At 29.3% G+C, this 24,541-nt stretch carries 26 protein-coding genes; 9 read left to right on the top strand and 17 right to left on the bottom strand.

The window, feature by feature from the left end:
* Position 1 precedes the first annotated feature (1 nt).
* Genes L8W69_RS02190 through L8W69_RS02180 form a run of 3 tightly spaced genes read right to left on the bottom strand, consistent with a single transcriptional unit; the run spans position 2 to position 3,133 of the window.
* On the bottom strand, positions 2 to 1,168 hold the full coding sequence (locus tag L8W69_RS02190) for a sulfate adenylyltransferase (RefSeq protein ID WP_133319619.1): 1,167 nt from the start codon (positions 1,166 to 1,168) through the stop codon (positions 2 to 4).
* Positions 1,146 to 2,021 (bottom strand): hypothetical protein, encoded by an 876-nt coding sequence (locus tag L8W69_RS02185; protein WP_220566787.1) that lies wholly within the window; start codon positions 2,019 to 2,021, stop codon positions 1,146 to 1,148. The genes L8W69_RS02190 and L8W69_RS02185 overlap by 23 nt, the downstream gene beginning before the upstream one ends.
* Positions 2,018 to 3,133 (bottom strand): bifunctional 2-C-methyl-D-erythritol 4-phosphate cytidylyltransferase/2-C-methyl-D-erythritol 2,4-cyclodiphosphate synthase, encoded by a 1,116-nt coding sequence (locus L8W69_RS02180; protein WP_220566788.1) that lies wholly within the window; start codon positions 3,131 to 3,133, stop codon positions 2,018 to 2,020. Before L8W69_RS02180 ends, L8W69_RS02185 begins: the two co-directional genes overlap by 4 nt.
* A gap of 107 nt (positions 3,134 to 3,240) precedes the next feature.
* On the opposite strand from L8W69_RS02180, the gene L8W69_RS02175 reads away from it, so the two are divergent.
* Both L8W69_RS02175 and L8W69_RS02170 read left to right on the top strand, forming a co-directional pair.
* A complete protein-coding gene (locus L8W69_RS02175) occupies positions 3,241 to 4,344 on the top strand; it encodes an Mrp/NBP35 family ATP-binding protein (RefSeq protein ID WP_133319616.1) in 1,104 nt (367 codons plus the stop codon).
* A gap of 10 nt (positions 4,345 to 4,354) precedes the next feature.
* Positions 4,355 to 5,518 (top strand): tetrahydrodipicolinate N-succinyltransferase N-terminal domain-containing protein, encoded by a 1,164-nt coding sequence (locus tag L8W69_RS02170; protein WP_133319615.1) that lies wholly within the window; start codon positions 4,355 to 4,357, stop codon positions 5,516 to 5,518.
* 337 nt (positions 5,519 to 5,855) lie between these two features.
* On the opposite strand, the gene L8W69_RS02165 is transcribed toward L8W69_RS02170, so the two are convergent.
* From L8W69_RS02165 to galU, 3 genes are all read right to left on the bottom strand, one after another.
* Complete coding sequence (locus tag L8W69_RS02165; protein ID WP_133319614.1) at positions 5,856 to 6,311, bottom strand: Dps family protein; 456 nt, start codon at positions 6,309 to 6,311, stop codon at positions 5,856 to 5,858.
* 130 nt (positions 6,312 to 6,441) lie between these two features.
* On the bottom strand, positions 6,442 to 7,665 hold the full coding sequence (locus L8W69_RS02160; protein ID WP_263666343.1) for a glucose-6-phosphate isomerase: 1,224 nt from the start codon (positions 7,663 to 7,665) through the stop codon (positions 6,442 to 6,444).
* Positions 7,655 to 8,485 (bottom strand): UTP--glucose-1-phosphate uridylyltransferase GalU, encoded by an 831-nt coding sequence (galU, locus tag L8W69_RS02155; RefSeq protein WP_039667975.1) that lies wholly within the window; start codon positions 8,483 to 8,485, stop codon positions 7,655 to 7,657. The genes L8W69_RS02160 and galU overlap by 11 nt, the downstream gene beginning before the upstream one ends.
* Positions 8,486 to 8,559: 74 nt before the next feature.
* On the opposite strand from galU, the gene L8W69_RS02150 reads away from it, so the two are divergent.
* Entirely contained in the window at positions 8,560 to 9,141 is a 582-nt protein-coding gene (locus tag L8W69_RS02150; protein ID WP_263664781.1) for an IMPACT family protein, read from the top strand.
* 18 nt (positions 9,142 to 9,159) lie between these two features.
* Here the strand turns inward: L8W69_RS02150 and L8W69_RS02145 are convergent, their stop codons facing one another.
* From L8W69_RS02145 to L8W69_RS02120, 6 genes are all read right to left on the bottom strand, one after another.
* Positions 9,160 to 9,492, bottom strand: coding sequence for a hypothetical protein (locus L8W69_RS02145; RefSeq protein ID WP_039627883.1), 333 nt, complete (start codon positions 9,490 to 9,492; stop codon positions 9,160 to 9,162).
* 50 nt (positions 9,493 to 9,542) lie between these two features.
* A complete protein-coding gene (locus tag L8W69_RS02140; protein ID WP_039617462.1) occupies positions 9,543 to 9,875 on the bottom strand; it encodes a hypothetical protein in 333 nt (110 codons plus the stop codon).
* The gene (locus L8W69_RS02135; protein ID WP_263661142.1) at positions 9,872 to 11,446 is read right to left on the bottom strand and encodes an ABC-F family ATP-binding cassette domain-containing protein; all 1,575 of its coding nucleotides are present in this window, start codon (positions 11,444 to 11,446) and stop codon (positions 9,872 to 9,874) included. The genes L8W69_RS02140 and L8W69_RS02135 overlap by 4 nt, the downstream gene beginning before the upstream one ends.
* A 120-nt stretch (positions 11,447 to 11,566) precedes the next feature.
* Entirely contained in the window at positions 11,567 to 12,073 is a 507-nt protein-coding gene (locus L8W69_RS02130; protein WP_263660686.1) for a hypothetical protein, read from the bottom strand.
* Between the two features lie 30 nt (positions 12,074 to 12,103).
* Complete coding sequence (locus L8W69_RS02125; protein ID WP_263660687.1) at positions 12,104 to 12,361, bottom strand: hypothetical protein; 258 nt, start codon at positions 12,359 to 12,361, stop codon at positions 12,104 to 12,106.
* A 51-nt stretch (positions 12,362 to 12,412) separates the two neighbouring features.
* Complete coding sequence (locus L8W69_RS02120) at positions 12,413 to 12,904, bottom strand: TM2 domain-containing protein (RefSeq protein ID WP_263666330.1); 492 nt, start codon at positions 12,902 to 12,904, stop codon at positions 12,413 to 12,415.
* 168 nt (positions 12,905 to 13,072) lie between these two features.
* On the opposite strand from L8W69_RS02120, the gene L8W69_RS02115 reads away from it, so the two are divergent.
* From L8W69_RS02115 to L8W69_RS02105, 3 genes are all read left to right on the top strand, one after another.
* Positions 13,073 to 13,282, top strand: a complete 210-nt coding sequence (locus L8W69_RS02115) for a hypothetical protein (RefSeq protein ID WP_039662706.1) — start codon at positions 13,073 to 13,075, stop codon at positions 13,280 to 13,282.
* Positions 13,283 to 13,535: 253 nt separating this feature from the next.
* A complete protein-coding gene (locus L8W69_RS02110) occupies positions 13,536 to 14,534 on the top strand; it encodes a GGDEF domain-containing protein (RefSeq protein WP_263666329.1) in 999 nt (332 codons plus the stop codon).
* Position 14,535: 1 nt separating this feature from the next.
* Positions 14,536 to 15,903 carry a phosphomannomutase/phosphoglucomutase gene (locus L8W69_RS02105; RefSeq protein WP_263666328.1) on the top strand — a complete coding sequence of 456 codons (1,368 nt, stop codon included), beginning with the start codon at positions 14,536 to 14,538 and terminating at the stop codon, positions 15,901 to 15,903.
* On the opposite strand, the gene tilS is transcribed toward L8W69_RS02105, so the two are convergent.
* Complete coding sequence (gene tilS, locus L8W69_RS02100) at positions 15,884 to 16,846, bottom strand: tRNA lysidine(34) synthetase TilS (protein WP_263666327.1); 963 nt, start codon at positions 16,844 to 16,846, stop codon at positions 15,884 to 15,886. The two genes, L8W69_RS02105 and tilS, sit on opposite strands and share 20 nt — an antisense overlap.
* Positions 16,836 to 18,152, bottom strand: a complete 1,317-nt coding sequence (gene rimO, locus L8W69_RS02095) for a 30S ribosomal protein S12 methylthiotransferase RimO (protein WP_263666326.1) — start codon at positions 18,150 to 18,152, stop codon at positions 16,836 to 16,838. The genes tilS and rimO overlap by 11 nt, the downstream gene beginning before the upstream one ends.
* 76 nt (positions 18,153 to 18,228) lie before the next feature.
* On the opposite strand from rimO, the gene prfB reads away from it, so the two are divergent.
* Together prfB and L8W69_RS02085 are read left to right on the top strand one after the other, a co-directional pair.
* Positions 18,229 to 19,329, top strand: coding sequence for a peptide chain release factor 2 (gene prfB, locus L8W69_RS02090; RefSeq protein ID WP_039617474.1), 1,101 nt, complete (start codon positions 18,229 to 18,231; stop codon positions 19,327 to 19,329).
* Between the two features lie 19 nt (positions 19,330 to 19,348).
* The gene (locus L8W69_RS02085) at positions 19,349 to 20,185 is read left to right on the top strand and encodes a universal stress protein (RefSeq protein ID WP_263666325.1); all 837 of its coding nucleotides are present in this window, start codon (positions 19,349 to 19,351) and stop codon (positions 20,183 to 20,185) included.
* A gap of 57 nt (positions 20,186 to 20,242) precedes the next feature.
* Here the strand turns inward: L8W69_RS02085 and L8W69_RS02080 are convergent, their stop codons facing one another.
* Positions 20,243 to 21,280 (bottom strand): YeiH family protein, encoded by a 1,038-nt coding sequence (locus L8W69_RS02080; RefSeq protein ID WP_263659430.1) that lies wholly within the window; start codon positions 21,278 to 21,280, stop codon positions 20,243 to 20,245.
* A 106-nt stretch (positions 21,281 to 21,386) separates the two neighbouring features.
* Here L8W69_RS02080 and L8W69_RS02075 point away from each other — a divergent pair, with 106 nt between their 5' ends.
* Complete coding sequence (locus tag L8W69_RS02075) at positions 21,387 to 22,250, top strand: LysR family transcriptional regulator (RefSeq protein ID WP_263666324.1); 864 nt, start codon at positions 21,387 to 21,389, stop codon at positions 22,248 to 22,250.
* On the opposite strand, the gene murD is transcribed toward L8W69_RS02075, so the two are convergent.
* Positions 22,242 to 23,441 carry a UDP-N-acetylmuramoyl-L-alanine--D-glutamate ligase gene (murD, locus tag L8W69_RS02070; protein WP_263666323.1) on the bottom strand — a complete coding sequence of 400 codons (1,200 nt, stop codon included), beginning with the start codon at positions 23,439 to 23,441 and terminating at the stop codon, positions 22,242 to 22,244. The genes L8W69_RS02075 and murD overlap by 9 nt on opposite strands.
* Entirely contained in the window at positions 23,441 to 24,499 is a 1,059-nt protein-coding gene (gene mraY / locus L8W69_RS02065) for a phospho-N-acetylmuramoyl-pentapeptide-transferase (protein ID WP_133319598.1), read from the bottom strand. The genes murD and mraY overlap by 1 nt, the downstream gene beginning before the upstream one ends.
* Between the last annotated feature and the right edge of the window lie 42 nt (positions 24,500 to 24,541).

Here is a 24,541-nt window from a genome sequence, read left to right as displayed (position 1 = left end):
ATTACACCATATATGACATTTGATGAAGTTTTATAAGTTGCTCATAAAATTCTTTATCGCTTCGATACTCTAAAATACCATGTGTAGGGAAAAGATTACTATAGATATTTTGTTTATTATGAAAGCGATTTGGGAAAAGCTCAGATAAAATCAAAGCTGAAATTTCTCTTCTTATAAAAACTGCTGGTGGAATGATACCAAGTCTAAGTAAATTTTTTAAAGAATCACCATGGTATTTCATATGATGATGAGCTCCATGGGGACATGATTTGGTACTTACTACCATTTTACATTCATCACAAAATACAAATTCAGGAAGTATGGTAACTTCTATATTATAATCTTTTGCAAAATCATCAAGCACGGTAAAGGTTCTGTTTTGATTAAAATACATCCCAAGTCCTGCATGATTTTGTCCTACAAAAAGTTTATTGCAATCAAAACTTTTAGCCAAAGCACACTCAAGCACAGGGTTTAAATGCGAGGCAAAAATTTTGATATTATGTAAAGGTATAAGTAAAACCCTAGAAGATGGTAAGTAATTTTGCGCAAAAACATCAAAACAACGCTTTTTGAGTTTTAAGCTCAATCCGTTGTTTTCATAGGATTCTATAAGGAAAATAATCACTAAATCAGATTGTTCTATAGCCCATCTTAAAATTCTCTCATGTGCTCTATGAAAAGGATCAAAACTTGAAACAATGGCTGTGATATTAGAAGGATTTAATCTTTTTTTGATTTTTTCAAAATCTTCTTTAATGGCTTTGATATTATTGTGATAAATTTCAAATTCGCCACTTATACAAATTTTTCCAAAATCTTGGATCAAGCAAGCATTAGGTCTAAAAATATCATTGCTATTTTTATCATTTTCAAATTTGCTTTCTAAAATGATATGTCCTATGGGTTTATCATTGCAAATAAAGTCTATTTTATCGCCAACTTTTGCATTTTCTAAAGCAGTATTATTTTCTTTTGTACTTGCAGGTGCAAAGGTAAGAGTATAAGGAATTTTTTGTTTATGTATCATTCCTGTGGCTATAACTTCATCTCTTTCTTTTTGATTCATTAATTTTGTAAAAGAACCAAAAACTCCTTCTTTGATAAAACATAAAACTTCGTATTCTTCTTCTGAGATTGTAATACTATTTTTTCTTTGTAATGCCATATTTTTTCCTTTTTTCCCATAAAGATTTTCTAGAAATTCCTAATTTTTTTGACAAATCTGTATCAGGAAAGACATTTTGATAACTAATGATAATATGTTTAACATAATCATCAATAGTTAAAATTCCATTACTTTCGAAGTTTTTCTCATCCTCACCCAGTTCTAAAATTTGAAAATCACTATGTTCAACATTTGTACTTGTATGTATAATAACAGCTTTTTTTAAAGCAAGGTTTAACACTTTTTCTTTGTCTGATGATTTTAGAGTTTGGAAATTTACAAGATAGTATAAACAATTATCTTTAAAGATTTTATCTAAATTTTGTTGATGTGAAAGATCTATGTAAATATTTGCGACATTATGCTCATTGGTATAGTTAAATACAAAATGATCTGCAAAATTTTGATTATTAGTTTTTAAAATCAAAGGCAATTTGAATTTTTTATAATCAAAAGTTGGTAATTTAGCTGTCTCAAATTTATGTTTTAAATAAGACTGATAAGTATGATTTAAAATATTTATTTTCTTAAATTCTTGAAAATGTTTGATTTTTCGCGTTAATTCTTCTATCATAAAAGGCTTTTGTATATAATCACTCGCACCGGCTTTTAGTGGCGCTAAAACTGTATCTGAGCTTATATAAGATATGAGTAAAATAATAATTTTATGCTTAAAAATTTCTACAATATGTTCAAAATTAGCCATACTAGTAGAAAGCAAAATGATTTCATAATCATGATGAGCAAGCTCATTAACATTTGCAATAATATCACAATCATAACCTATAGAATTAAGTTTTGAACCTATGCTTTGGGCTAAATAAAATTCATTTTCTACTATTAAAACTTTCATAATTTCATCCAATCAAAATATTTTAAATTCGCACTTACTAAAACAGCAATTCCTTCTTTTCTTCCTACAAAACCTAAATGCTCTGTGGTGGTGGCTTTGATATTGATTTTATTTGGTGTTACTTTTAATATTTTGGCTATATTAAAAGCAATATCTTCTTTAAAATCTTTCATCTTGGGCGTTTGTGCAATGATTGTAATATCAGCGTTCACAAGCTCAAATCCATAATTTTGCACCAAAGTATAAGCATTTTGCAATAAAAGCATAGAATCTGCGTTTTTATATTGTATATCATTATCTGGAAAAAGTTCTCCAATATCTCCAAGTCCTGCTGCACCTAAAAGCGCATCAATTAGTGCATGAGTTAGCACATCTCCATCAGAATGAGCTTTCAAGCCCATATTTTCATGTACCTTTACTCCGCCTAAAAGTAAGGCTCTTTGCTCTCCAAATTCATGCACATCAAAGCCATTTCCATTAAAAATTTCCCAAGATGGTTTTGGTAAATTTAAGCTTTTTAAATCTTCTTTAAAGGTAATTTTTTTAGCTAACTCATCACCTTGTACATACCAAATCTTACCACCAATAGCTTGTATTGCTGTGCTATCATCGGTAAAATTTGCATTTTGCTCTAAAGCTTTTTTGAGCATACTTGTGCGCGAAAGTTGAGGGGTTTGTATGAGTTTTATTTTATCTCTGTCGATAACTTCTTGAGCATAAATTGCTGTATCGCTTACTTTTAAAACAGGTGTAATACAATCTGCTTTATCGTAATTTTCTATAATATTATTAAAAAGGTTTTTAGAGATCAAAACCCTTGCAACATCGCTAACTAAAACATATTCACTTTGTACTAAATTTAAAGCATTAAGTAATGATTGTGCTCTTGTATTACCGCCTTTAACAAAATGATACTCAGGTGCAAATCTTTTCATATAAGAAATATTACCAGAAGTAACAATTACTTGTTTAAAAGGGTAAAAAGAACTTAAATTTTTAGTTGCATAAAGCCATAAAGGATGTTCACCTAGTCTTAAAAACTGCTTTTTTACTGGAGCATTAAATCTTGATGACTCCCCTGCTGATAGCATAATCAAGGAAATATCTAACATTTGTTACACCTTAATTTTTTATTAATGTTACGATATTATACACCATAAAAGCCAAAATTTATATTTAAGTTAGTAGAATTAATCATTTTAAACAACAAGGAGAAAAATTGAAGGAAAAAATCGAAGAAAGACTAAAACAAGTTATATATCCGGGATTTAAAAAAGATATAGTAAGTTTTGGTTTTGTAAAAAAGATTGATTTGAATGAAAAACAAGCTCATATTGTAGTCGAAATCGTTTCGGCTAATGCTCAAATTGCACAAGAACTTAGACTAAACATTGCAAATGTTTTAAAAGATTTAAATTTAGAGCTTAATTTAGAAATCATACAGCCAAAAATTCCTGAAGAAAAAAGCAATTCAAGAAGTGGTAAAAATATCGCTCCGCAAATTAAAAATTTTCTTATGATTTCAAGTGGAAAAGGTGGGGTAGGTAAAAGTACTACAACTTTAAATTTAGCGATTTCTTTGGCTAAAATGGGTAAAAGGGTAGGGCTTTTGGACGCAGATATTTATGGACCAAATATACCAAGAATGCTAGGTGAGAGTAAAAGCAAACCTGAAATTGTAGGTCAAAAAATTCGTCCTATTTTATCTCATGGGGTTTATATGATGAGTATGGGTGTGTTGATAGAAGAAGGCAAGGGTTTAATGTGGCGTGGCTCTATGATCATGAAAGCGATTGAACAACTTTTAGCTGATGTGCTTTGGCCTGAACTTGATGTATTATTGCTTGATATGCCTCCAGGAACAGGTGATGCGCAAATTACCCTAGCTCAAAGCGTACCAGTGAGTGCGGGTGTGTGTGTAAGTACTCCTCAAGTAGTGTCTTTAGATGATAGCAAAAGAGCGCTAGATATGTTTGAAAAATTGCACATTCCTGTTGCAGGTATTATAGAAAATATGAGTGGCTTTTTATGTCCTGATAATGGTAAAGAATATGATATCTTTGGTAAAGGCACCACAGAAGAAATGGCAAAAGCTTATAAGTGTGAAGTTTTAGCTCAAATTCCTATCGAAATGAGTGTAAGAGAAGGTGGAGATAGCGGTAAGCCTGTAAGTTTTTATATGCCTGAGAGTGTAAGTTCAAAAAGATATTTACAAGCTGCTGAAAAAATTTGGGAATTTATAGAAAAGGTTAATCAAGAAGGTAAAGTAGATAATTCAGCTATTCAACCTATAATGAATGGCAAAAGCGCGTGCTCGCAATAAGGAGGAAAATATGCCAATAGAAAGTAAAGAAGAATTTTTAAATTTAATCAAGCAAATCGAACAAAGGATTAATTATAAAAAGCCTAAAGCTTTTGCTATAGCAAGACTTGATCTAAGTCAAGTTGATCCTAATAAAAAACTTCAAGCTAATTTTGGTGTGATTAATTTTGAGCAAAATTATGCTGCTGCAGCTGTTATGTTTGAAGCTTTTTTTAGAAGAGGGGTTGATGTTGATTTTAATGAAAGTGAGTTTGTGGCTACTTTGATTAAAGAGGATTTGGACTTTGCACTTGAATGCTTTGCGCCATTTTTACAAGAGCAAGGTCATAAAAATATAGAAGCAATCAAAGCAGCAAAGGAAAATTTTAGAGAAAATGCTTTTTCTTTTGTTTGTATTTTTGAAGATGAAGCACCAAAAAGCTTAGAAAGTGTGTATTTAAAACTTTACTTACTTTCAAATAAAAAAGTACCTTTGAGGAGTTTAAATTTAACAGGTGCTTTTGGGATTTTACCAAATGTTGCATGGAGTGATAATAAGCCTATTGATTTGGACTTTTTAAGAGAAAATGAGATTGATTTAAAAATGAGTGGAAGGTATCCAAGGATTGATTATGTAGATAAATTTCCAAGATTTTTAGCTCATGTTATTCCTGAGGATAATACTAGAATTTTAGAAAGTTCTAAAGTAAGAATGGGGGCGGTTTTAGCTGCAGGTACTACTATAATGCCAGGGGCTGCTTATGTGAATTTTAATGCAGGTACAACTGGAGCTTGTATGGTAGAAGGGCGTATTAGTTCATCAGCTGTTGTGGGCGAAGGTAGCGATGTAGGAGGCGGTGCTTCTATACTTGGTGTTTTAAGTGGTACAAGTGGTAATGCTATTAGCATTGGTAAAGCTTGTCTTTTGGGTGCAAATTCGGTTACGGGAATTCCTTTAGGGGATAATTGTATCGTTGATGCAGGCATTGCTGTTTTAGAAGGGACTAAATTTGCTTTAAAAAATAAAGAAGAACTTCAAAAAATCAATCCTGATTTTAAATTTGACAAAGATATATACAAAGGTTTAGAATTAGCAGGGCTAAATGGCTTGCATTTTAGACAAGACTCTCAAAGTGGAGTGATGATAGCAGCTTTAAACAAAAAAGCTGTAAAACTTAATGAAGATCTACATTAAATTCTTAGCCCTTATGGGTTAAGAATTTTAAAACTCATGTTGTAGATTTTAAATTAAACTATAGATATTGTAAAAATGATTTTTAGTATTTAGCTTTTTTAGTGAAAATTCCTACATAAAAGCTTGAACTGAATACTTATCTAAATAATATTTTGTGATGATAATTTTTCAATGATATATTTTTGTTTAAAAATACATTGAGTTGCTATAAACTATAATTATAAAATAGTACTTAAGCGAACTTGGAATTTTATAAGAGTAGTTTCTCTTGGGAAGTTAAATTTGTTTTTTGACTTAAAGCAATAAAGCTTTGTAAGTCAAAAAACATTATAAATTCTTACATAGAGCAAGTATTTTGGATAGTTGAATTAAGCATCCAAAGAACTTTTTCATATTTTGCGATATTTTCTTGAGCAAATGCTGCAGTTGTAGTATCGCTTGCTTTTTCAGCTTCTTCATTTAATTTTTTAAATTCAGCTAAAAGATATTTATAATCTTCTCTAATAAATTCTAAAACTTCTACAGGAGTAAAGCAATCTTTACCATTTTCTAGTTTTGGGCTTTTTGCATTTTCCATTAAAACTTTTTGGCAAGTAATAGCTTTTTCTCCAAGTTGTAAAACTCTTTCAGCGCAATCATCAAAAAGTTCTGCCATTTCTTCATAAGCTTTTTCTGTATATTCATGAATTGAAAAAAACTGTAAACCTTTTACATTCCAATGATAATTATGAAATTTAACCCATAAATGATGAGCATCTGCTTGTAATTGTAATAATTGTTTTGTTACTGACATGTTATCTCCTTTTTTTTATTTTTAAAATTATAACATAAAATTCTTAAATAATAATTATTATTATCTAATAAATTTTAATGTTAATAATTATTATATTTTCATTATACTCTTTTTTTACAATAAAGCAAATTTATTTACTTAATATATTTTTGAGTATTAATTTTCCCACCTCTACGCCAGGTTGATCATAAGTGTTAATTCCAAGCATAATGCCACATGCAGAAGTAAATAACTCATAATAATACATCAAATACCCACAGTGATAAGCATCTAATTTCTCAAGTTCTATTACATCAACACTTAAATTTTCAGCAATTAATGCATGCATAGTTGCATCGCATTGCGCGTTTAAAAGATTATGTAAATTAACTTCATTAGTAAAATCACAATTTTGTAAATGATTAAAGCTTATATTTGGGATACTAGGAGATTTTTGACTATCTTTGATTTTTAAAAAAGTAACAGTTTTATCTTTGGGTCCATCCATGATAAGTTGTAAAAAGCTATGCTGATCTCTAGCACCAATTAAAGCAATAGGAGTTAAACCTATGCGTTTAAAGCCTTGTTTTTTACCTAGACTTTCAGCAATTAGTTGAATATACCATTCATTAAAACCTTTAAAAGCATCCCCATAAGAAAAAAGCACATTAATATGTGCACTTTTATGTGTGCAGTAATGATAAGCCTTTTGCAAAATTTGATCACATTTTTTCTCAAAAAAATCCACATAACAAGCTTTTGCACCTTCTAATAAGGCTTTAGTATCATAGCCACAAAAGCTCAAAGGAACAATACCAATAGCAGATAAAACACTAAATCTACCACCGACATTTTTAGGTATAAAAAAGCATTTTATGTTTAATTCTTCTCCTAGTTTGTGAAGTTTTGACTCAAAATCAGTAATAAACACAAAATTTTTGTGTAAATTTTCATTTTTAAAATCAAAATGAGCAATGATGAGTTTAAATAAAGAAATCACTTCTATAGTTGTACCTGATTTGCTTGCTATGATGAAAAGTGTTTTTTTGGGATTTATTTTTTGCATAGTTTGGGTAAAAGTATGTGAGGAAGTATTATCTATGATGAAAAGTTTTTTTTCTTCTACTTGATCAAATAAAAGCTCTTTTAAAGCTTTAACCCCACAACTTGATCCACCCATGCCCACTAAAACGATATTTTCTATATGAGGTTTAGCTGCGATAAATTCTTTACTTTCTTTGATTAAATCAAAGCTTGTATCTACTAAGTGATAATACCCTATATCACCACTTTCTAACTCATCATTCATTCTATTTGCATAAGCGGTAATTTTTTTAAAATCTTGGGTTTTAAAAAATAAAGTATTATTTAGCATTTTTACTTTTCTCATAAAAATAATTTGTCGCCTCAACAAAGCCTTCTACGCTTCCACAATCAAACCTTTTTCCTTTAAATTTATAAGCTAAAACCATATTATTAGTTGCTTGTGAAAGTAATGCATCAGTTAGTTGAATTTCTCCGTTTTTACCTGCTTTAGTATTTTCTAAAATACCAAAAATATCAGGCGTTAGAATGTATCTTCCTATGATAGCTAAGTTGCTTGGAGCATCTTTTGGATCAGGTTTTTCTACCATAGAATTTACCATGATCAAATCCTCTTCCACAGCATTTCCTGCTATAACCCCATAGTTTGAAACTTGATCAGCTTCAACTTCCATCACAGCTATAACAGAGCAGCGGTATTTTTCATAAATTTTTACCATTTGAGCTAAGACATTTACCCCATCTTCATTTACACATAAATCATCTGCTAAAATAACTCCAAAAGCTTCATCTTGCACTAAAGGCTTTGCTTTTAAAACCGCATCTCCTAAGCCTTTCATTTCATTTTGCCTTGTAAAAGTAAAAGTGCAGCGATCTATGAGTGTTCTTATTTCACTTAAAAGATATTCTTTTTTAGTACCTGCGATTTGGTGTTCAAGTTCATAAGAAATATCAAAATAATCCTCCAAAGCTCTTTTTCCACGCCCTGTAACAAAGCCCATGGTTTCCATACCAGCTTCTAAAGCCTCATCTACACCATAATGAATTAAAGGCTTAGTTAGTATAGGTAGCATTTCTTTAGGTAGAGTTTTTGTAGCAGGTAGAAATCTAGTACCATAACCTGCTGCAGGAAAAATACAAGTTTGAAGCATAGTTTATCCTTAAATTTTTATAAGTTGTTTTGATTATAATTTTATTTAAATATTATAACTAATTTAAGGAAAAAATGAAAACTATTGATCAAATTTATCAAGCAAAAATAGAAATCAAAAAATCAACTTTTTTGTCTTTTTTATGTCCTTTTGAAGATTTTCAAACTTTAATGCAAAAGCTAAGAAATGAGCATTTAAAAGCCGTGCATTTTGTATATGCTTATAGGTATTTAAATGAATTTGATCAAATCATAGAAGATAAAAGCGATGATGGTGAGCCAAAAGGAACTTCTGCTATGCCTTGTTTGAATGTCTTAAGAGGGGCTTTGCTTATTAATTGCGCAGTGATTGTGGTGCGTTATTTTGGAGGGATTAAACTTGGTACAGGTGGTCTTGTAAGAGCTTATAGTGAAGCTACAAATGAAGCTATTTTAAATGCAATGCTTTTAGAATTTGAAGCTAAAAATATTTTAAGTTTAAACATTCCTTTTTATCTTTATGCAAGATTTGAGCATTTTTTAAATAAAAATAACATTTCATATGAAAAAAAATTTCAAGAAAATGTTGAATTGATTTTAAGTGTTAATACAAAAGAAGAAGAGGAATTTAAAAAATTTGCAAAAGAGTTTGAATTTAGCGGACTTGTTTGGAAGTAAGCGTTTGCTTACTTCTTTTCATAAAGAATTTAAAAGATCTTTTACCATATCTTTTTGGGGCTCTTGTTTTTCTTCTATATTAGCTTGCATAGGAGTTTCGTTTTGTCCTCTAAAACGATAATTATAAATATTTGACATATTTGAGCTAAAAATTCCTGTGCTAAATTGATCTTGACTCATGGCTTTTGAAAAAAGCTCATCAAGTTTTATACTTTGCTCGTTTAAATTTTCGCTATTGTTTTGACTAAGTAAAGACATAAAGTCTTCATTAGCTCCTTGAGTGCTTTTATAGGCACTACTTTGACCATATCCATACTCTTTAACCGATAAATTATCATGGTTAACTTGCATGTTTTCTCCTTTCAAAATATTACAAGGAAAAAACAAGCAAAAATCATTCCTTAATCACCATGAGTTGGGTAGTATTCAGCTTCTATTTCATTGTTTTTGATAAACTCTTCTCTAGCTTTGTTACAGCGCTCATCTCTTAGTTTTCTATAAGCATTTCTACTTTCTAATTCTTGAGAAGTTAAAGGGCGATCTTCTAAAAATGAAATGTGAAAATAAGTATCATCTTCTTTGCTGAATTTTTCATAAAATTCAACATAGTCAAAATAATCTTTTTCACTTTGAAAATCAATACTTTCTTCTACATAAATAGTTGGGCCAAAACCTCTGTGATTTTGAGTAAAATGTCCAAAACCAGCTGCATATTTTATCTTAAACGAATTCATTCTAAACCTCCTAAAAATTCGTCATAACTTCCTTTAAAGTCTGTTAATTTCCCATCTTCTAAAAACCATATACGATTGGCAAAAGCACTAATTAGCTCTCTATCGTGGCTTATGCATATCACACAACCTTTGAAATTATACAAGGCTTCACCTAATGCAATGATACTTTCAAGATCTAAATGATTATCCGGTTCATCTAAAAGCAAGAAATTTCCGCGTTCTAACATTAATCTTGAAAGCATTAAGCGGTGTTTTTCACCTCCACTTAAGCTAGAAGCCATTTTTTCTTGATCACTTCCACTAAAGAGCATTCTACCAAGACATTTGCGAATTTCATCTAAATCTTTGAATTTTTCACTCATTAACCATTCATAAAGTTTCAAATTTTCATTGATTAAATTTGTCGTATCTTGTGAAAAATATCCCATTTCTATGGTAGCACCAAGGTGGATGTGGCCACTATCAGGTTCTAATTTTGATGCAATGATTTTGGCTAAAGTGCTTTTTCCAACACCATTTGCTCCGATTAAGGCTATTTTATCACCTTTTTCTAATTTTAATTCTAAATTCTCAAATAAAGTTTTATCATAAGCTTTGCTAATACCTTTTAATTCTAAAACTTCATTTCCTATTTCTCTATTTGTTCTAAAAACTATACTAGGATCACGCCTACTTGAAGTTTTAATCTCTTCAAGCTCAAGTTTTTCTAAAGCTTTAGCTCTACTTGTAGCTTGTTTGGCTTTTGAAGCATTAGCGCTAAAACGGCGTATGAAATTTTCTAATTCTTCTCTTTCTTTTAAAGTTTTATCGCGTTTGAGTTCAGCTTGTTTAGCAAGTAAGGTTGAAGCCATATACCAATCATCATAATTTCCAGCAAAATCGCGTATTTGTTTAAAATCCACATCTAAAATTCTTGTACAAACTTTATTTAGAAAATGTCTATCATGGCTAATTACTACTAAAGTTCCCTCATGTCTTAAAAGTTCATTTTCAAGCCAAGAAATAGCTTCTAAGTCAAGGTTGTTTGTAGGTTCATCTAAAAATAATACATCAGCACCTAAAAATAATACTTGAGCTAATAAAACTTTAAATTTATCCGCACTTTGTAAAGTACTCATGAGAGCATTAAAATCTTTAATATTTAAAGAGCTAAGAATTTTTTCACATCTAAGCTCGCAATCATAGTTTGGATCTTCTTCTGCTGTTATGATTTCAAGCTCGCTTAATCTATCATTAATTTCATCGGTAAATTCTTCACTCATATAAAGTTTTTCTTTTTCTTTTAGTGCATCATATAATCTTTTATTTGCACACATTACCGCATCTTTGATAGTGTAGTTTTCAAAAGCAAATTGATCTTGTCCTAACACTGCGATTTTTAAATTTGGATCTATGCAAATTTCTCCACTGCTTGATTCTATTTCACCTGAGAGAATTTTTAAAAAGGTTGATTTTCCTGCGCCATTTGCACCTATAAGTCCATATCTTTCACCACGGTTTAATTTTAAATTTACATCTTCAAATAAAAGTTGATTTGCAAAACGCATAGTGAGATTTTTTATTTCTACCATAATTTTCCTTAGAATTTTTACTTATAAAAATTTTTAAGAAATTGTAACAAAAAAAGACTTGAAATTAATTGAGTATAAATTTTGCTTGGCAATAAAATAAAATTTCATTGCCAAAATAAACTAATAATCCAAAAGTTCTACAAAAACTTGTTTTTTATCATCGCTAAATTGAGCACTATATGAAATTTGTACTTCATGCTCTCCCCCATCAAATATAATTCCTTTTAAAGTGCCTCTTGCATAATTTTCTCTCATATCATCTGGCATTTGTGGGTAAGTTAATTTCAAACTAGCTCTACAAAAACTTGTTTTTTTATCATTACTATCTTGAGTTATAAAACTACTAAAAGAAGTATAACCCACTTCATTAGCATAATCTTTTAAGTCAAATATAGGTTTTAAATGAGCTCTTAAAATTCCAATGGTATCGGTAGATAATATAGCCTCTAAATCCCTTATATCCATGCCATTTAAGCTTATTTTTAAGGCCTTTAAAGACTGCTCACTTAGCCCATACTCAATATAAACCCACTCATCATCATCTAAAATACTTTTTAATGTAAGCTGAACAACTTCATCATCGCATTTTGGCTTATTATTAAAACATCCTGTAAATAACAAAACCATTATGAAACTTAATAAAATATTTTTCATTGCTTATTTGGTTATTATTTTAATAAACTTGATAATTTCACTATTATTAGCCCCATCTTGACTTAAAAGATTTTTTAATAAATCTAAGCTAAGCTGTGGCGGAAATATAAGATAAGAATTTTTAGGAAAATCATTTGATTTTAAACCTATGCAAAATTTTTCATCTTTATTTGTATATGTTTTTCCAGCGACAATTTTAAAAGTATTTTTCTCATAAATCAAAGTGGGTTCTGTTTCAAAAGGTGCGTGTTTTTCATTCATTTTATCTCCTTAAATAAGTAAAAATTGAGAATATTTTCTTCCACAAATATACTAAGATTTTATATCGTCTATAATTAAGTTAATTTTTTCAAGATTTTGATTTCTAAGCAATACGCCAACTATAAACAAATCTATAAACCAAATACCAAAATTACCATAATTGATTATATTTGAAGTAGCTATCCAAAATGAATCATATGAGGAATCAGCAATAAAGCCAATTATCATAGCAAGCAAAGTTAAAACTAATCTAAAAATTCCCCATCCAATTTGACCTATATAAAATCTTGCAACACCAAAACCACCTAATAAAAAATTATAAACCCAAAAGACTAGAGTTGGGTTTTTGAGCTTGGTGTATTGAAGTCTTGTATATACTTTATCCAACTTATCAGAACTTAAAGTTTCAAGTTTCTTTTTTAAATCTTCATTTGACATAATAGGATTAGAATATTTATATCCTCGACTTATTCTTTTTCTAAAAGACCCATATTCTTTTGGTAATTTATTTTTTATTGATAAAAATAAACTCGTAGCATCCATTCTTTCACTCCTTAACTTAAGATAACTTGAATTATTCCACAATTTAGCTTAATTAATATTGAAATAATCAATATTAATTAAATAAAACATAGAATATTTCAATTGTTTTTAATAAAGAATTTTTAATGTAAAATCAGCCCATAAGTATTTAAAAATTTAGGGTAGCTTATGGCAAAAAAGAGCAAACGCGATATGGCATATGAATTAGATATTGATGTTAGCACTTTGTATAATTGGAGAAAATACAAACCTAATTTATATCGCATCGTTATGCTTGGCTTTAAATTTGATGAACTTTTGGAAAAAAATAAAAAAAATTATGAAGAGCTACTTGAGATAAATCAAACCATACAAGATGAAATTGCAAAATTTAAATAAAAACAATTTAATGATTTTAATATATTTATTAGCTTTTTAATTTCATAAAGTTTTATTTTAAAAGTTTTTTCGTGTTATCATTTGTTGCTTTGAAATTTAACTATCTAAGATAAATTACATTATTTTTTACTAAGCATATTTCAGGCATATTTGTTTTAAGTTCTATTTTTATTTTACTTATAATATGTGTTAAAAAAATAATTCAAAATTGTTGTATAATTTTTAAAATTATTTTTAAATTAAGGTTATTTGATTGAGTTTAGTTTTATTATCTTTTTTACCTTCTTTTAGTTTTGTTTTGGAATTTTTAGCTTTATTTTTAGCTTATTTTTTTAAGCAAAATAAGATTTTTTTCTTGCTTTTGTTGATTTTATGTGCTAGGGCTTTATCTTTAGTGGTAAGTGAATATCAAGCGCATTTGTTTATCTCGGTATTTTTACCTTTTTCTTTTGTGCTTTTTGTTTTTTTGCAAGATAGTAAGCTTGTTTTTGAAAGAATTAATTTTATTAAATTTGCGTATTTAGCCTTTATGGGTTTTGTAGCGTTAATACTTAGCACAAGTACTAATTTTAATGCAAGCATTACAAGTGAAATTTTTGGCCTTTCAACGCAATTTTTTAAGCCTATTAGTGAGTTAAGCTTTTGTGTGTTTTGGGTAGGAATGATATTTTTATTATTTTCATATTTTAAAAATAATGATTTTCATTTTTTGCTAGCTTATATGGGCTTGAGCGTGCAATTTTTATTTTACAATAGTGTTGATTTGGGTTATTATGAATTTGCTTCTTTGGTGTTGATAGGATTTTTAGTGTATAAAGCTTATAAAATAGCCTTTTTTGACACTTTAACCAATTTGCCAAATTTAAAGGCCTTAAGAAGATATGCTCAAGGACTTGAAAATTTTCATTTAGCCTTGATTGAAGTAAAAAATATCAATGAAATTTATCATCAAAAAGACTCAAAAATGGGTGAGTTTATAATGCATGAATTTGCTAGGATTTTAAAAAAAGCTTTACATGCTAGGGTTTTTAAAGATGATAAGGATTATTTTATTATTGTATTTGAAAATGAAAATATAGCCTTTGTACAAAGCAAGCTTCAAATGCTTGAAAATTTTATGCAAAAATATTGTTTTGAATTTAAAGAACAAAATGTAAAGTTAGAAATTAAACTTTGTTTATCAAGCAAAAATGAAAACATAGAAGAAAGTTTAAAACAAGCAAAATTAGAACTTAGAAGACAAAAGGATTAAAATGTTAGATTTGATTTTTAGAGAGTATGATATAAGAGGGCTTTACCCAAGTGAGTTAAATGAAAAAAGTGTAAAAGCTATAGGCTATGCTTTGGGTTTAGAAATGAAATCAAGGGGTTGTGAGAAAGTAAGCGTAGGCTATGATGCAAGATATAGTGCAAATGAACTTTTTAACTATTTAATCAGCGGTTTAAATAAAGCTAATATGCAAGTTTTCAATATAGGCTTAGCACCAACTCCTATGGGGTATTTTAGTTTATTTTTTGATGATATTTTTGATGCAAATATCATGATAACAGGTTCGCATAATCCAAAAGAATACAATGGCTTTAAAATAACGATTAATAAAGAAAGTTTTTTTGGTGCTGATTTGAAAAAGCTTTCTTTAAAAGTGCAAGAGTATTTAGAACTTGAAATCAATGATGATTTAAGATATGAAAATTATGATATTAAAAGCTTATATATAGACTTTTTAGCTAAACATTTTTCACATCTTAAGGGCTATAAAGAAAAAATCATTATTGATTGTGCAAATGGAGCTACTGGAGTGATTATAAAGCCTTTGGTGGAAAAATTAAATCTTAATGCACAAATTTTATTTGAAAATCCTGATGGAAATTTCCCAAATCACGCGCCCGATCCAACAGAGCTTGAAAATTTACACGCATTGCAAGTTGCGCTAAAAGAAAATGAAAATGCAAAAATGGGCTTTGCTTTTGACGGAGATGGAGATCGCTTGGTGGTTGCAAGTAAAGATTATGTATTTAAGGGCGATGAGCTTTGCTATTTATTTGCTAAAAATATAAAAAATCCTAGAGTTTTAGGTGAAGTAAAATGTTCTAAAAATCTTTTCGATGAGGTAGCTAAATTTGGTTTTATCATGATGGGTAAGACCGGGCATTCTAATATTAAAAAAATGATGAAAGAGCAAAATATCGACATAGCAGCAGAGCTTAGTGGGCATATTTTCTTTAAAGATAGATATTTTGGTTATGATGATGGAATTTATGCATTTTTAAGAACCTTAGAGCTTTTGGTAAATGGTTTTGATATAGAAAAATTAGTTAAAGAATTACCAAAACTTTATGCAAGTGAAGAGATTAAGCTTAAGGTTAGTGAAGAAAATAAATTTCAAATCATAGAAAAATTTAAAGAAAAAATAAAAGCAAATGCTTTTGAAAATGTGCTTGATTGTAATGAAATTGACGGAGTTAGAATTACCTTTAAAGAAGGCTGGGCGCTTTTGCGTGCTTCTAATACAAGTCCATATCTTATCATGCGTGCTGAAGCTACAAGTGCTGAATTTAAAGACTTTTTAGAAGCAAGAGTAAAAGAACTTTTTGAAGAAATCATAAAAGAGCTTGCATAAGCTCTTTTATATCAATATTTTTTGTGTATAAATATGCTCTTAAGAGTTTAGGGATTTTTGCTTTTCTATAAATTTCTTTAAATTCTTTTGACATTTTCTCACAACTTACAAAAGGAAAAATCAAAACTTTTTCTTGTATGTAAACAATGCCTATTTTATGCGAAATTACTCCATCGCCTTTTAAAGCTTCTTGTCTTTGTTTAGCACTTAAAAGTATTCCAAGTTTTTTAAAGCATTTTGCGATTAAACTTTCATCTTTATGAGTAATATAAATATTTTTAAATTCACAAATATTTTCTTCTTTTAAGTCTTTTTCTAGGTATTTAAAGCTCTTTTTTACTCCATTTGGATAAAGCTTTAAAAACTCATTAGCAAATTTTTTGCGTATGAAATTTCTAAAATATTTTTCATCATCATTACTCTCATCATGAAAATAAGTGATATTGTTTTCTTTTAGGTAGTTTGAAATTTCTTTTTTTGGAATTTCAAGCAAGGGTCTTATGATAGTAAAATATTTTCTTTTTTCAATATCTTTAAAACCAAGTAATTCTCTAAGCCCTGCGCCTTTGGAAAATTGCATTAAAAACCATTCTAGTTTATCATTTAAATGATGAGCTAGTAAAAGATTATCATAAGAGTGATTTTTGCAAAGTTCTTCAAAAAATTCATAACGCAAAGCTCTTGCATGGGCTTCGAAATTTTTTGTTATCTTGGGTGCGGTTTTGATGTAAATTTTTTTATGAAAACGCTTGGCTAATTCTTTAGCACTTTGCTCTTCTTTATCGCTATTTTTGCGAGTTTTGTAGTTTATAAAAGCAAGATCAAAATCTATATTTTTTTCTAAAAGCATGAAAAATAAAGCACTAGAATCACTCCCATGAGAAAATGCTAAAAGATTTTTCCCTTGCTTTAAATGATTTAAATATTTGCTATCAATCATCAAACTTTCTTAAGGCTTTTGCAATGAGTTTTTTATCTAAGCTCTGCGTGATTTCACACTCATAAAGCTCGCCCATTTCTAAATCTCCACAATCACTTTCATTGATGAGAATTTCTCCATCAATATTTCTATCCCAACGCAAATCTTTTGCACCGATGAAAAATTCTCCTTCAGAGCTTTGACCTTCACAAAATGCTAAGGTTTTTTTACCAACTTGTTGATTAAAGCTTTTTTCTATACACTCATCAACAATTTTTTCTATCACTTTTAATCTTGCATTGATGATTTTATTAGGAATTTGTTCCATTTCAAAAGCTGCGGTATCTTCTTCTTTAGAATAAGCAAAAACACTAATTCTATCAAAACCAAATTCTTTTATAAAAGCGCATAATTCTTCAAAGTCCTCATCACTCTCTCCTGGGTGTCCTACTATAAAACCTGTGCGTAAAAATGAATTTGGGGCTTGTTTCATTAAATTTAAAAGCTCGATTAATTTAGCTTTGTTAGCTCCGCGTTTCATGATTTTAAGCATATTATCACTGATGTGTTGTAAAGGCATATCAAAATAATTTACAAAAACTTTTGATTGAATGATTTTTTCTATCACTTCTTTGCTAATACTTGTTGGATATAGATATAAAATTCTAGCAGCCTTTACACCTTGGATATTTTCTATAGCTTCAATAAGCTTTAAAAGTCCATCTTTTTGACCTTGATCAAACAAATACGAACTTGTATCTTGAGCAATAAAAGAAAAGTCTTTATAGCCTTTTTTAACAAGCTCTTTTACTTCATTTACAATACTTTCTAAGCTTCTTGATTTAAGTTTGCCTTTAAAACTTGGTATAGCGCAAAATGAACATTTTTGATTACACCCTTCAGCTATTTTGATAAAAGCATGATAATTTGATCCTGTGATCACACGATTGGTATTTTTATCTTGTAAGTAAGTAGAATTTGAAAATAGATTAGTTTTTTTAAGTATCATTTCATCAATTTTTTCATAATCTCCCACACCGGTAAAAAGATCAACTTCAGGTAGTTCTTTCATTAATTCTTCGCGGTAGCGCTGCATTAAACATCCTGTTACAACCAGCAACGAGTCCTTTTTTCTTTGCTCGTGTAAATCTAAAATCGCATTTATGCTTTCTTTTTTAGCACTATCTATAAAACCACAGGTATTTACAATCAAAACATCAGCTAAGCTTGGCTCATCACAAATTTTATAATCACTTAATCTTCCAAGCATGATTTCACTATCGACTAAATTTTTATTACAACCTAAAGACATTAAAAAAAGTTTTGGCATATTTCTCACTTTAAATGTTTTATTTTTTGCTAAAATTATAAGATTAAATTATATCAAAATTAGAAAGAAAATTTTTATGGATAATTACGAATACAGCGAACTTTTAAAAAAATTAAAAAACAAAGTTGGAAATATCGCTTCTATTATTAAGCCTGAAGAGATAAAAGCAAGATTAAAAGAAATAGAAAATTTAGAAAATTCCCCTTCTTTTTGGAGTGATGTAAAACAAGCAGGCGTTATAGGTAAAGAAAAAACTAAAATTTCAAATTTACTTAAAAATTATGAAAATGCAAATAATGCTTTAAATGATGCAAGTGAACTTTTTGATCTTGCTAATAGTGAAAATGATTTAGACACCATAGAAGCTTTATTTGAAGATGCAAACAAGCTAGAAGATCTTATTGTAAATCTTGAAATTTCTATGCTTTTAAGTGGAGAAAATGATGGTAAAAATGCCATAGTTTCCATTCACCCAGGAGCAGGTGGAACGGAGAGTAATGACTGGGCTAGCATGCTTTATAGGATGTATTTGAGATTTTGTGAAAGAGAAGGTTTTAAAGTAGAAACACTTGACTTTCAAGAAGGCGAAGAAGCAGGGCTTAAAGATGTTAGCTTTTTGGTAAAAGGTGAAAATGCTTATGGGTATTTAAAGGCTGAAAATGGCATTCATCGTTTAGTAAGAACTTCTCCTTTTGATAGTGCAGGGCGTCGCCATACGAGTTTTTCTAGTGTGATGGTTTCACCTGAACTTGATGATGATATTGAAATAGAAATTGAAGAAAAAGATATAAGGATTGATTATTATAGAGCAAGCGGAGCGGGTGGACAGCATGTTAATAAAACTGAATCAGCAGTGCGCATAACTCATATGCCAAGTGGTATAGTAGTGCAATGTCAAAACGATAGAAGCCAACACAAAAACAAAGCAACTGCTTTTAAAATGCTAAAATCACGCCTTTATGAGCTTGAGCTTATGAAACAACAAGATGAAGCAAATTCAAGTGAAAAAAGTGAGATAGGTTGGGGTCATCAAATCCGCTCTTATGTGCTTTTTCCTTATCAACAAGTCAAAGATACACGCTCAAATGAAGCTTTTTCACAGGTTGATAATATCTTAGATGGGGATATTAAAAAAATCATAGAAGGTGTTTTAATAGCACAAAAAGCACAAGATTGATACTACAAAAGGATATTAAATGGAAAAAATTCTAGTTTGTGTAGATGTTTTAGAGCCTTGTAGGGAAAGTTTGCATTATGGAGTGTATTTAGCTAAAAAGCTAGATTTACCTTTAATGTTTTTATATACTATAGAACCAAATTTTACTAATGCTGAATTAGCTTGCAGTTTTGGCATAGGTGCTAGTGGATGTGTGATTGAAGATTTAGTAGAAGAGCAAAGTCAAAAAAATGAAAATCTTTGCAAAAAAGGTCAAAGAATTTTAGAAGAATTTTGTGCTTATGCAAAAGAACAAGGTGTAAAAGAATGCTTTAGTGTGCAAAGAGATGGAGACTTAGAAGAAGTTTTAAAAGAATACAATGATCAAATAAGATTAGCCATAGCAGGTTTAAAAGGCGGAGGTAAGAAAAATAAAATAGGTATTCATACAGAAGAATTAGTAAGAGCTTTAAATGTGCCTATTTTGCTTGTAAATTCTACTTTTAAAGAGATTAAAAGCGTGATGATGGCTTATGATGGGAGTAATTTGGCTAAAAAAGCCATAGAGCAAGCCATTAAAAGACCTATTTTTAAAGAAGCAAAGCGTTATGTAGTAAATGTTTCTAAAGATGAAAAAGCTTCTTGTGAATTATTAGCTCAAGTAAGTCAAATTTTCAAAGAAGCAAATTTAAATGTACAAACTCAATATTTAAATGGAGAGATTACTCAAGCTTTATTTGATTTTGGTGAGCAAAATGATATAGATTTGTTGATTATGGGGGCTTACTCACATCACTGGGTAAAAAGTATTTTATTTGGTAGTTTGACAAATGATATTTTAACTAAGGCTAAAAAACCTTTATTGTTAATTCGCTAACATTAATCTATTTTGATTAAAGATTATAAAATAAATACATGAAGAATTTTCATGTATTTATAAATTTAATAATAAAATAAAACTAATTGATATAAAGATTAACCATATAAAAAGAAAAAATGCCATTAAAAATGGTTTAAAACCTGCATTTTTTAAAACATTTTTATGGATATTTACTCCTAAAGCTACCATAGCCATAGAAAGCAAAAGTGTGTCTATAGTTTGTATGCTTGGTTTTATATAGTTAAGCGCAAAATCTGTATTTAATATTTCAAGTGAGCTAATACCGCATGCAAATAAAAACCACAAAGCAAAATAAGGAATATTTGCTTTAATGGAGATTTTTTCATTATTTTTACTTAGAAATTTCAATGAAAAAAGACTTAAGAAAATCAAAAAAGGCACTAGCATTAAAACACGCATCATTTTTTCTATGACAGCACCATCTCCTGCTTTTACAGCTTCACCTGCTGCAACAGCATGTGCAACTTCATGCAAGCTTGCTCCCATGAAATACCCCATTTGCTTTAAATTAAAAAAATCAAACCAACCTAAATTCCAAGCCAAAGGATATAAAAACATCCCTAAAGTTCCAAACACAACCACAGTGCAAACTGCTACGCCAACTTTAGCAGAGCCACCTTTAACAATGCTTTCACTAGCCATCACAGCAGCTGCTCCACAAATGCTTGAGCCACTACTTATAAGTATGCTTTCTTTAAGATCAAGTTTGAATAATTTTCCTAACAAAAGCCCTATAAAAAAGGTAGAAAATACCACTAAAAATGCTAGCAAAATCCCATTTAATCCAACTTTTTCTAAATCATTAAAAGTAATTCTAAAACCATAAAGTATAATTCCAAGTCTTAAAATTTCTTTTGTTGCTATGCCTAAAACTCCTGATTTTTTGAGTAAATTTGCATTTTGATGAGCTAAATTTCCTATTAAAGCTCCTAAAATCACGGCTATGATTAAAGCTGAAATTCCAAGATTTTTAAAAAAATTAAGCTCAGAAATAGCAAAAGCACAAAAAGCAAGAGTAAAAAGCAGTAAAAAAGCTTCAAATTTTCTATGTTTATATATATTTTTATGCATGAATTTTTCCTTTTTTTGTTTTTTGTAATCTTAATGATTTTTTTGTGATAAGTAAAATTAATTTTATTTGATATAATGATTAAAAATATTTATCAAAAGAGTGCTTATGACTTTTAAACAAATAAAATATTTTCAAGCCTTGTGTAGAAATTTAAATTTAAGAGCTTGTGCTAAAGAATTAAATATAACTCAATCTGCTTTGTCTTTAGCTATATTTGAACTTGAAAAAAGTTTAAACACCAAGCTTTTTGATAGAAATGCTAAATTTTTAAGTTTAAATGAAAAAGGAAAAGTGTTTTTAAAACAAATCACTCCTTTGATTTTAGAATTTGAACGCATAGAAAAAGCAATGCAAGATGATCAAAGCTATGAAATAAGTATGAAAGTTAGTCAAAATGTAGGTACTTATTTACTAGGAACTTTTTTGGATCAAAAGGCAGAAAATATCAAATTAAATTTGTCTTTGGATAATAGTCAAAATATTATCAAAGATATTTTAGATAAAGAAATCGATATAGGTTTGATTGAAGGGATTTGCAAAGATAAGGATATAAAAAAGATTAAAATTTGTGATGATGAGCTTATTGTGGTGAGTAAAAATGACTTCAAAAAAGAATTTTTCATAGATGAATTAAAGGATTTTAAATGGCTAAGTCGTGAGCAAGGTTCAGGTGCAAAAGAAGTGTTTTTAAATGCTTTGCCTAAAGATGTAAAGCTTAATTTGGTTTATGAGTTAAACTCAACTGCTATGATAAAAGAGTTGACTAAAAAAGGTAAATTTTTAGCAGTTTTACCTAAATTTAGTGTTAAAGAAGAGCTTGAAGCTAAAAGTTTATTTGAAGTAAGATTAAAAAATTTTAAAATTTCAAGAGAGCTTTGCTTGATTTATCATAAAAATAAAGAACCAAGCAATAAGTTTATAAATTTATGTGAGTTTTTAAAATTTTGCATTCAAAAAAATTTAGCTTAATTCTTGAATGCATTTTTTAAAAAGCTTCCCTCTTTCTTCATAAGATTTAAACTGATCTAAGCTTGCACAAGCAGGGCTTAGCAGGGCTACTTCATCATTAGTTAAGTTTTGATTGATTTTTTCTACCGCTTTAGGTAAAAACTCACAAAAATGTGCTTTTAAATTAGCATTTTTAGCATATTCAAGCATTTTATTGGTGCTTTTTCCTATGGCATAAAGCTCTATATCAAGCTCTTTCATAAAAGCAAATAAAGCACTTAAATTCACTCCCTTATCATCCCCACCTATGATAAGATGAATTTTTTTATCCTTATAGCGTTTAAGAGCAGCTAAACTAGCATCAAGATTAGTCGCTTTAGTATCATTTACCCAAAGTCTATTTTTATGATCAAATATTTCTTCAAGTTTATTTTTTTCTATTTTAAACTCATTTAAAAGCTCATAAGAGCAACGATCTAGTATGATTTTTTCTATACTTAAGGCAATAAGAGCATCAAGCAAAAAAGGGGTTTTAAAATGAATTTTTTCTAAATCAATTTGCATTTTTTTAGCTAAATCTTGCTCATCTTCATAGCTTATAACATAAGCATGGGTTGGATAAGCCTCATACTTTTTAGGTAAAATTACCACATCATTTTCATTCATTCTTTCAAGCACGCTAAGCTTTGCTTGCTCGTAGTTTTCAAAGCTTTTGTGCCAAGAAAGATGATCAAGTGTGATAGGTAAAAGTGCATAAATTTCAGGTTTAGCTACTTTGGTGTAAAAAAGCGAAAAAGATGAGCTTTCTAAAATCCATAATTTAGCACTAATATCCATTTGTGCTAAAGGAGTTCCTATGTTTGCTCCCATTTGTGCATTGATATGTTTTAAAAGATGATGTGTCATTTGGGTGGTGGTGGTTTTGCCATTTGTTCCGCTTATCCAAACACTTTTTGGCATGCCATCATAAAAAAAATCATACTCACTGCTTAAATTTTTTGCTTGCTGTATGAGAGAATGATCATTTGGAAAGCCAGGACTTGGAATTTCTAAGTCACTTTTTAAAGGATCAAATTCATAAGGCGGTAAAAGTGTATTGTTAAATTCATCTTTACTTATACTTGCAAAATGATCATCATAAATATCGCAATTTCCAAAACGCTGTGCAAAAGCTTTAGTTGTTTTTCCGTATCCAAAAAGTGAAATTTTCATTATCTTAACTTTATACTAATTAATGCAATAATATTTGCAAGTAAGGCTATCATCCAAAAACGCACAATGATTTTATTTTCCACCCAACCTATTTTTTCAAAATGATGATGAATAGGTGCCATTTTAAATACTCTTTTATTAAAGATTTTAAAACTTCCTACTTGTAAAATCACTGAAATAGTTTCTAAAACAAATACAAATCCTATCAGTAAAAGTAAAATTTCATTTTTACTTACTATACCAAGATAGCCTAAAAATGCCCCTATACTTAAACTCCCGCTATCTCCCATGAAAACTTGTGCAGGATAGCAGTTATACCACAAAAATCCCATAAGCGCACCAACTAAAGCCGCACTTATTACCACAAGTTCTCCTAGACCTTGAATTTTAGGTAAGAATAAATAAGAACTATAAATAGCATTTCCACTTAAATACAAAAAAGCACCAAGACTTAAAAGAGAAAATATAGAAGGCACGGTTGCAAGACCATCAAGTCCATCGGTTAAATTCACAGCATTAGAGCTTGATACGATAACTAAAATCCATAAAAACAACATAAACATACCACCATCAAAAATAGCATGTTTGTAAAAAGGTAAATAAAATTCAGTATTTATATCAAATAAATACAATAACCCAACACAGATAAAAGCAGCGCTAAATTGCCCTAGTAGTTTCATTTTTGGGCTTAATCCTGCGTGATTGTCTTTTTTTAAAATTTTCCCCAAATCATCAACTAAGCCTATAGTACAAAATAGTACTAAACATAATAATCCAACGATTACAAAACTATTATTTAAATCAGCACTTAAAACACTTGCTATGATAGTAGCAAAGATAAAAACAAGGCCACCCATAGTAGGGGTATGAGATTTAGCTTGGTGTGATTGTGGAGCGTATTCATAAATAGGTTGATTTGCTTTTTTATTTTGAGCCCATTTGATAAATTTTGGCATTAAATACAAACTCAAAAATAAAGCAATAAAAAATGCAAAACCAGCACGCACGCTAATATAAGAAAAAAACATATAATTTGTATATTCTGTAAGATAAAGCAAAATTTTAACCTTGTATTTGTTTTTTAAAAGCATAATTTTAGT

The sequence above is a fragment of the Campylobacter sp. CNRCH_2016_3089 genome (assembly GCF_025772505.1).
Taxonomy (GTDB): domain Bacteria; phylum Campylobacterota; class Campylobacteria; order Campylobacterales; family Campylobacteraceae; genus Campylobacter_D; species Campylobacter_D lari_D.
Note: the sequence above shows the minus strand (reverse complement) of the source record. Positions and strands in the feature narration are given on the sequence as shown.

Excerpts from the sequence above, each read along its gene's own strand:
- L8W69_RS02190 (WP_133319619.1), bottom strand. The coding sequence starts at position 1,168 with ATGGCATTACAAAGAAAAAATAGTATTACAATCTCAGAAGAAGAATAC.
- L8W69_RS02185 (WP_220566787.1), bottom strand. The coding sequence starts at position 2,021 with ATGAAAGTTTTAATAGTAGAAAATGAATTTTATTTAGCCCAAAGCATA.
- L8W69_RS02180 (WP_220566788.1), bottom strand. The coding sequence starts at position 3,133 with ATGTTAGATATTTCCTTGATTATGCTATCAGCAGGGGAGTCATCAAGA.
- L8W69_RS02170 (WP_133319615.1), top strand. The coding sequence starts at position 4,355 with ATGCCAATAGAAAGTAAAGAAGAATTTTTAAATTTAATCAAGCAAATC.
- L8W69_RS02165 (WP_133319614.1), bottom strand. The coding sequence starts at position 6,311 with ATGTCAGTAACAAAACAATTATTACAATTACAAGCAGATGCTCATCAT.
- L8W69_RS02160 (WP_263666343.1), bottom strand. The coding sequence starts at position 7,665 with ATGCTAAATAATACTTTATTTTTTAAAACCCAAGATTTTAAAAAAATT.
- galU (WP_039667975.1), bottom strand. The coding sequence starts at position 8,485 with ATGCTTCAAACTTGTATTTTTCCTGCAGCAGGTTATGGTACTAGATTT.
- L8W69_RS02150 (WP_263664781.1), top strand. The coding sequence starts at position 8,560 with ATGAAAACTATTGATCAAATTTATCAAGCAAAAATAGAAATCAAAAAA.
- L8W69_RS02145 (WP_039627883.1), bottom strand. The coding sequence starts at position 9,492 with ATGCAAGTTAACCATGATAATTTATCGGTTAAAGAGTATGGATATGGT.
- L8W69_RS02140 (WP_039617462.1), bottom strand. The coding sequence starts at position 9,875 with ATGAATTCGTTTAAGATAAAATATGCAGCTGGTTTTGGACATTTTACT.
- L8W69_RS02135 (WP_263661142.1), bottom strand. The coding sequence starts at position 11,446 with ATGGTAGAAATAAAAAATCTCACTATGCGTTTTGCAAATCAACTTTTA.
- L8W69_RS02130 (WP_263660686.1), bottom strand. The coding sequence starts at position 12,073 with ATGGTTTTGTTATTTACAGGATGTTTTAATAATAAGCCAAAATGCGAT.
- L8W69_RS02125 (WP_263660687.1), bottom strand. The coding sequence starts at position 12,361 with ATGAATGAAAAACACGCACCTTTTGAAACAGAACCCACTTTGATTTAT.
- L8W69_RS02120 (WP_263666330.1), bottom strand. The coding sequence starts at position 12,904 with ATGGATGCTACGAGTTTATTTTTATCAATAAAAAATAAATTACCAAAA.
- L8W69_RS02115 (WP_039662706.1), top strand. The coding sequence starts at position 13,073 with ATGGCAAAAAAGAGCAAACGCGATATGGCATATGAATTAGATATTGAT.
- L8W69_RS02105 (WP_263666328.1), top strand. The coding sequence starts at position 14,536 with ATGTTAGATTTGATTTTTAGAGAGTATGATATAAGAGGGCTTTACCCA.
- rimO (WP_263666326.1), bottom strand. The coding sequence starts at position 18,152 with ATGCCAAAACTTTTTTTAATGTCTTTAGGTTGTAATAAAAATTTAGTC.
- prfB (WP_039617474.1), top strand. The coding sequence starts at position 18,229 with ATGGATAATTACGAATACAGCGAACTTTTAAAAAAATTAAAAAACAAA.
- L8W69_RS02085 (WP_263666325.1), top strand. The coding sequence starts at position 19,349 with ATGGAAAAAATTCTAGTTTGTGTAGATGTTTTAGAGCCTTGTAGGGAA.
- L8W69_RS02080 (WP_263659430.1), bottom strand. The coding sequence starts at position 21,280 with ATGCATAAAAATATATATAAACATAGAAAATTTGAAGCTTTTTTACTG.
- L8W69_RS02075 (WP_263666324.1), top strand. The coding sequence starts at position 21,387 with ATGACTTTTAAACAAATAAAATATTTTCAAGCCTTGTGTAGAAATTTA.
- murD (WP_263666323.1), bottom strand. The coding sequence starts at position 23,441 with ATGAAAATTTCACTTTTTGGATACGGAAAAACAACTAAAGCTTTTGCA.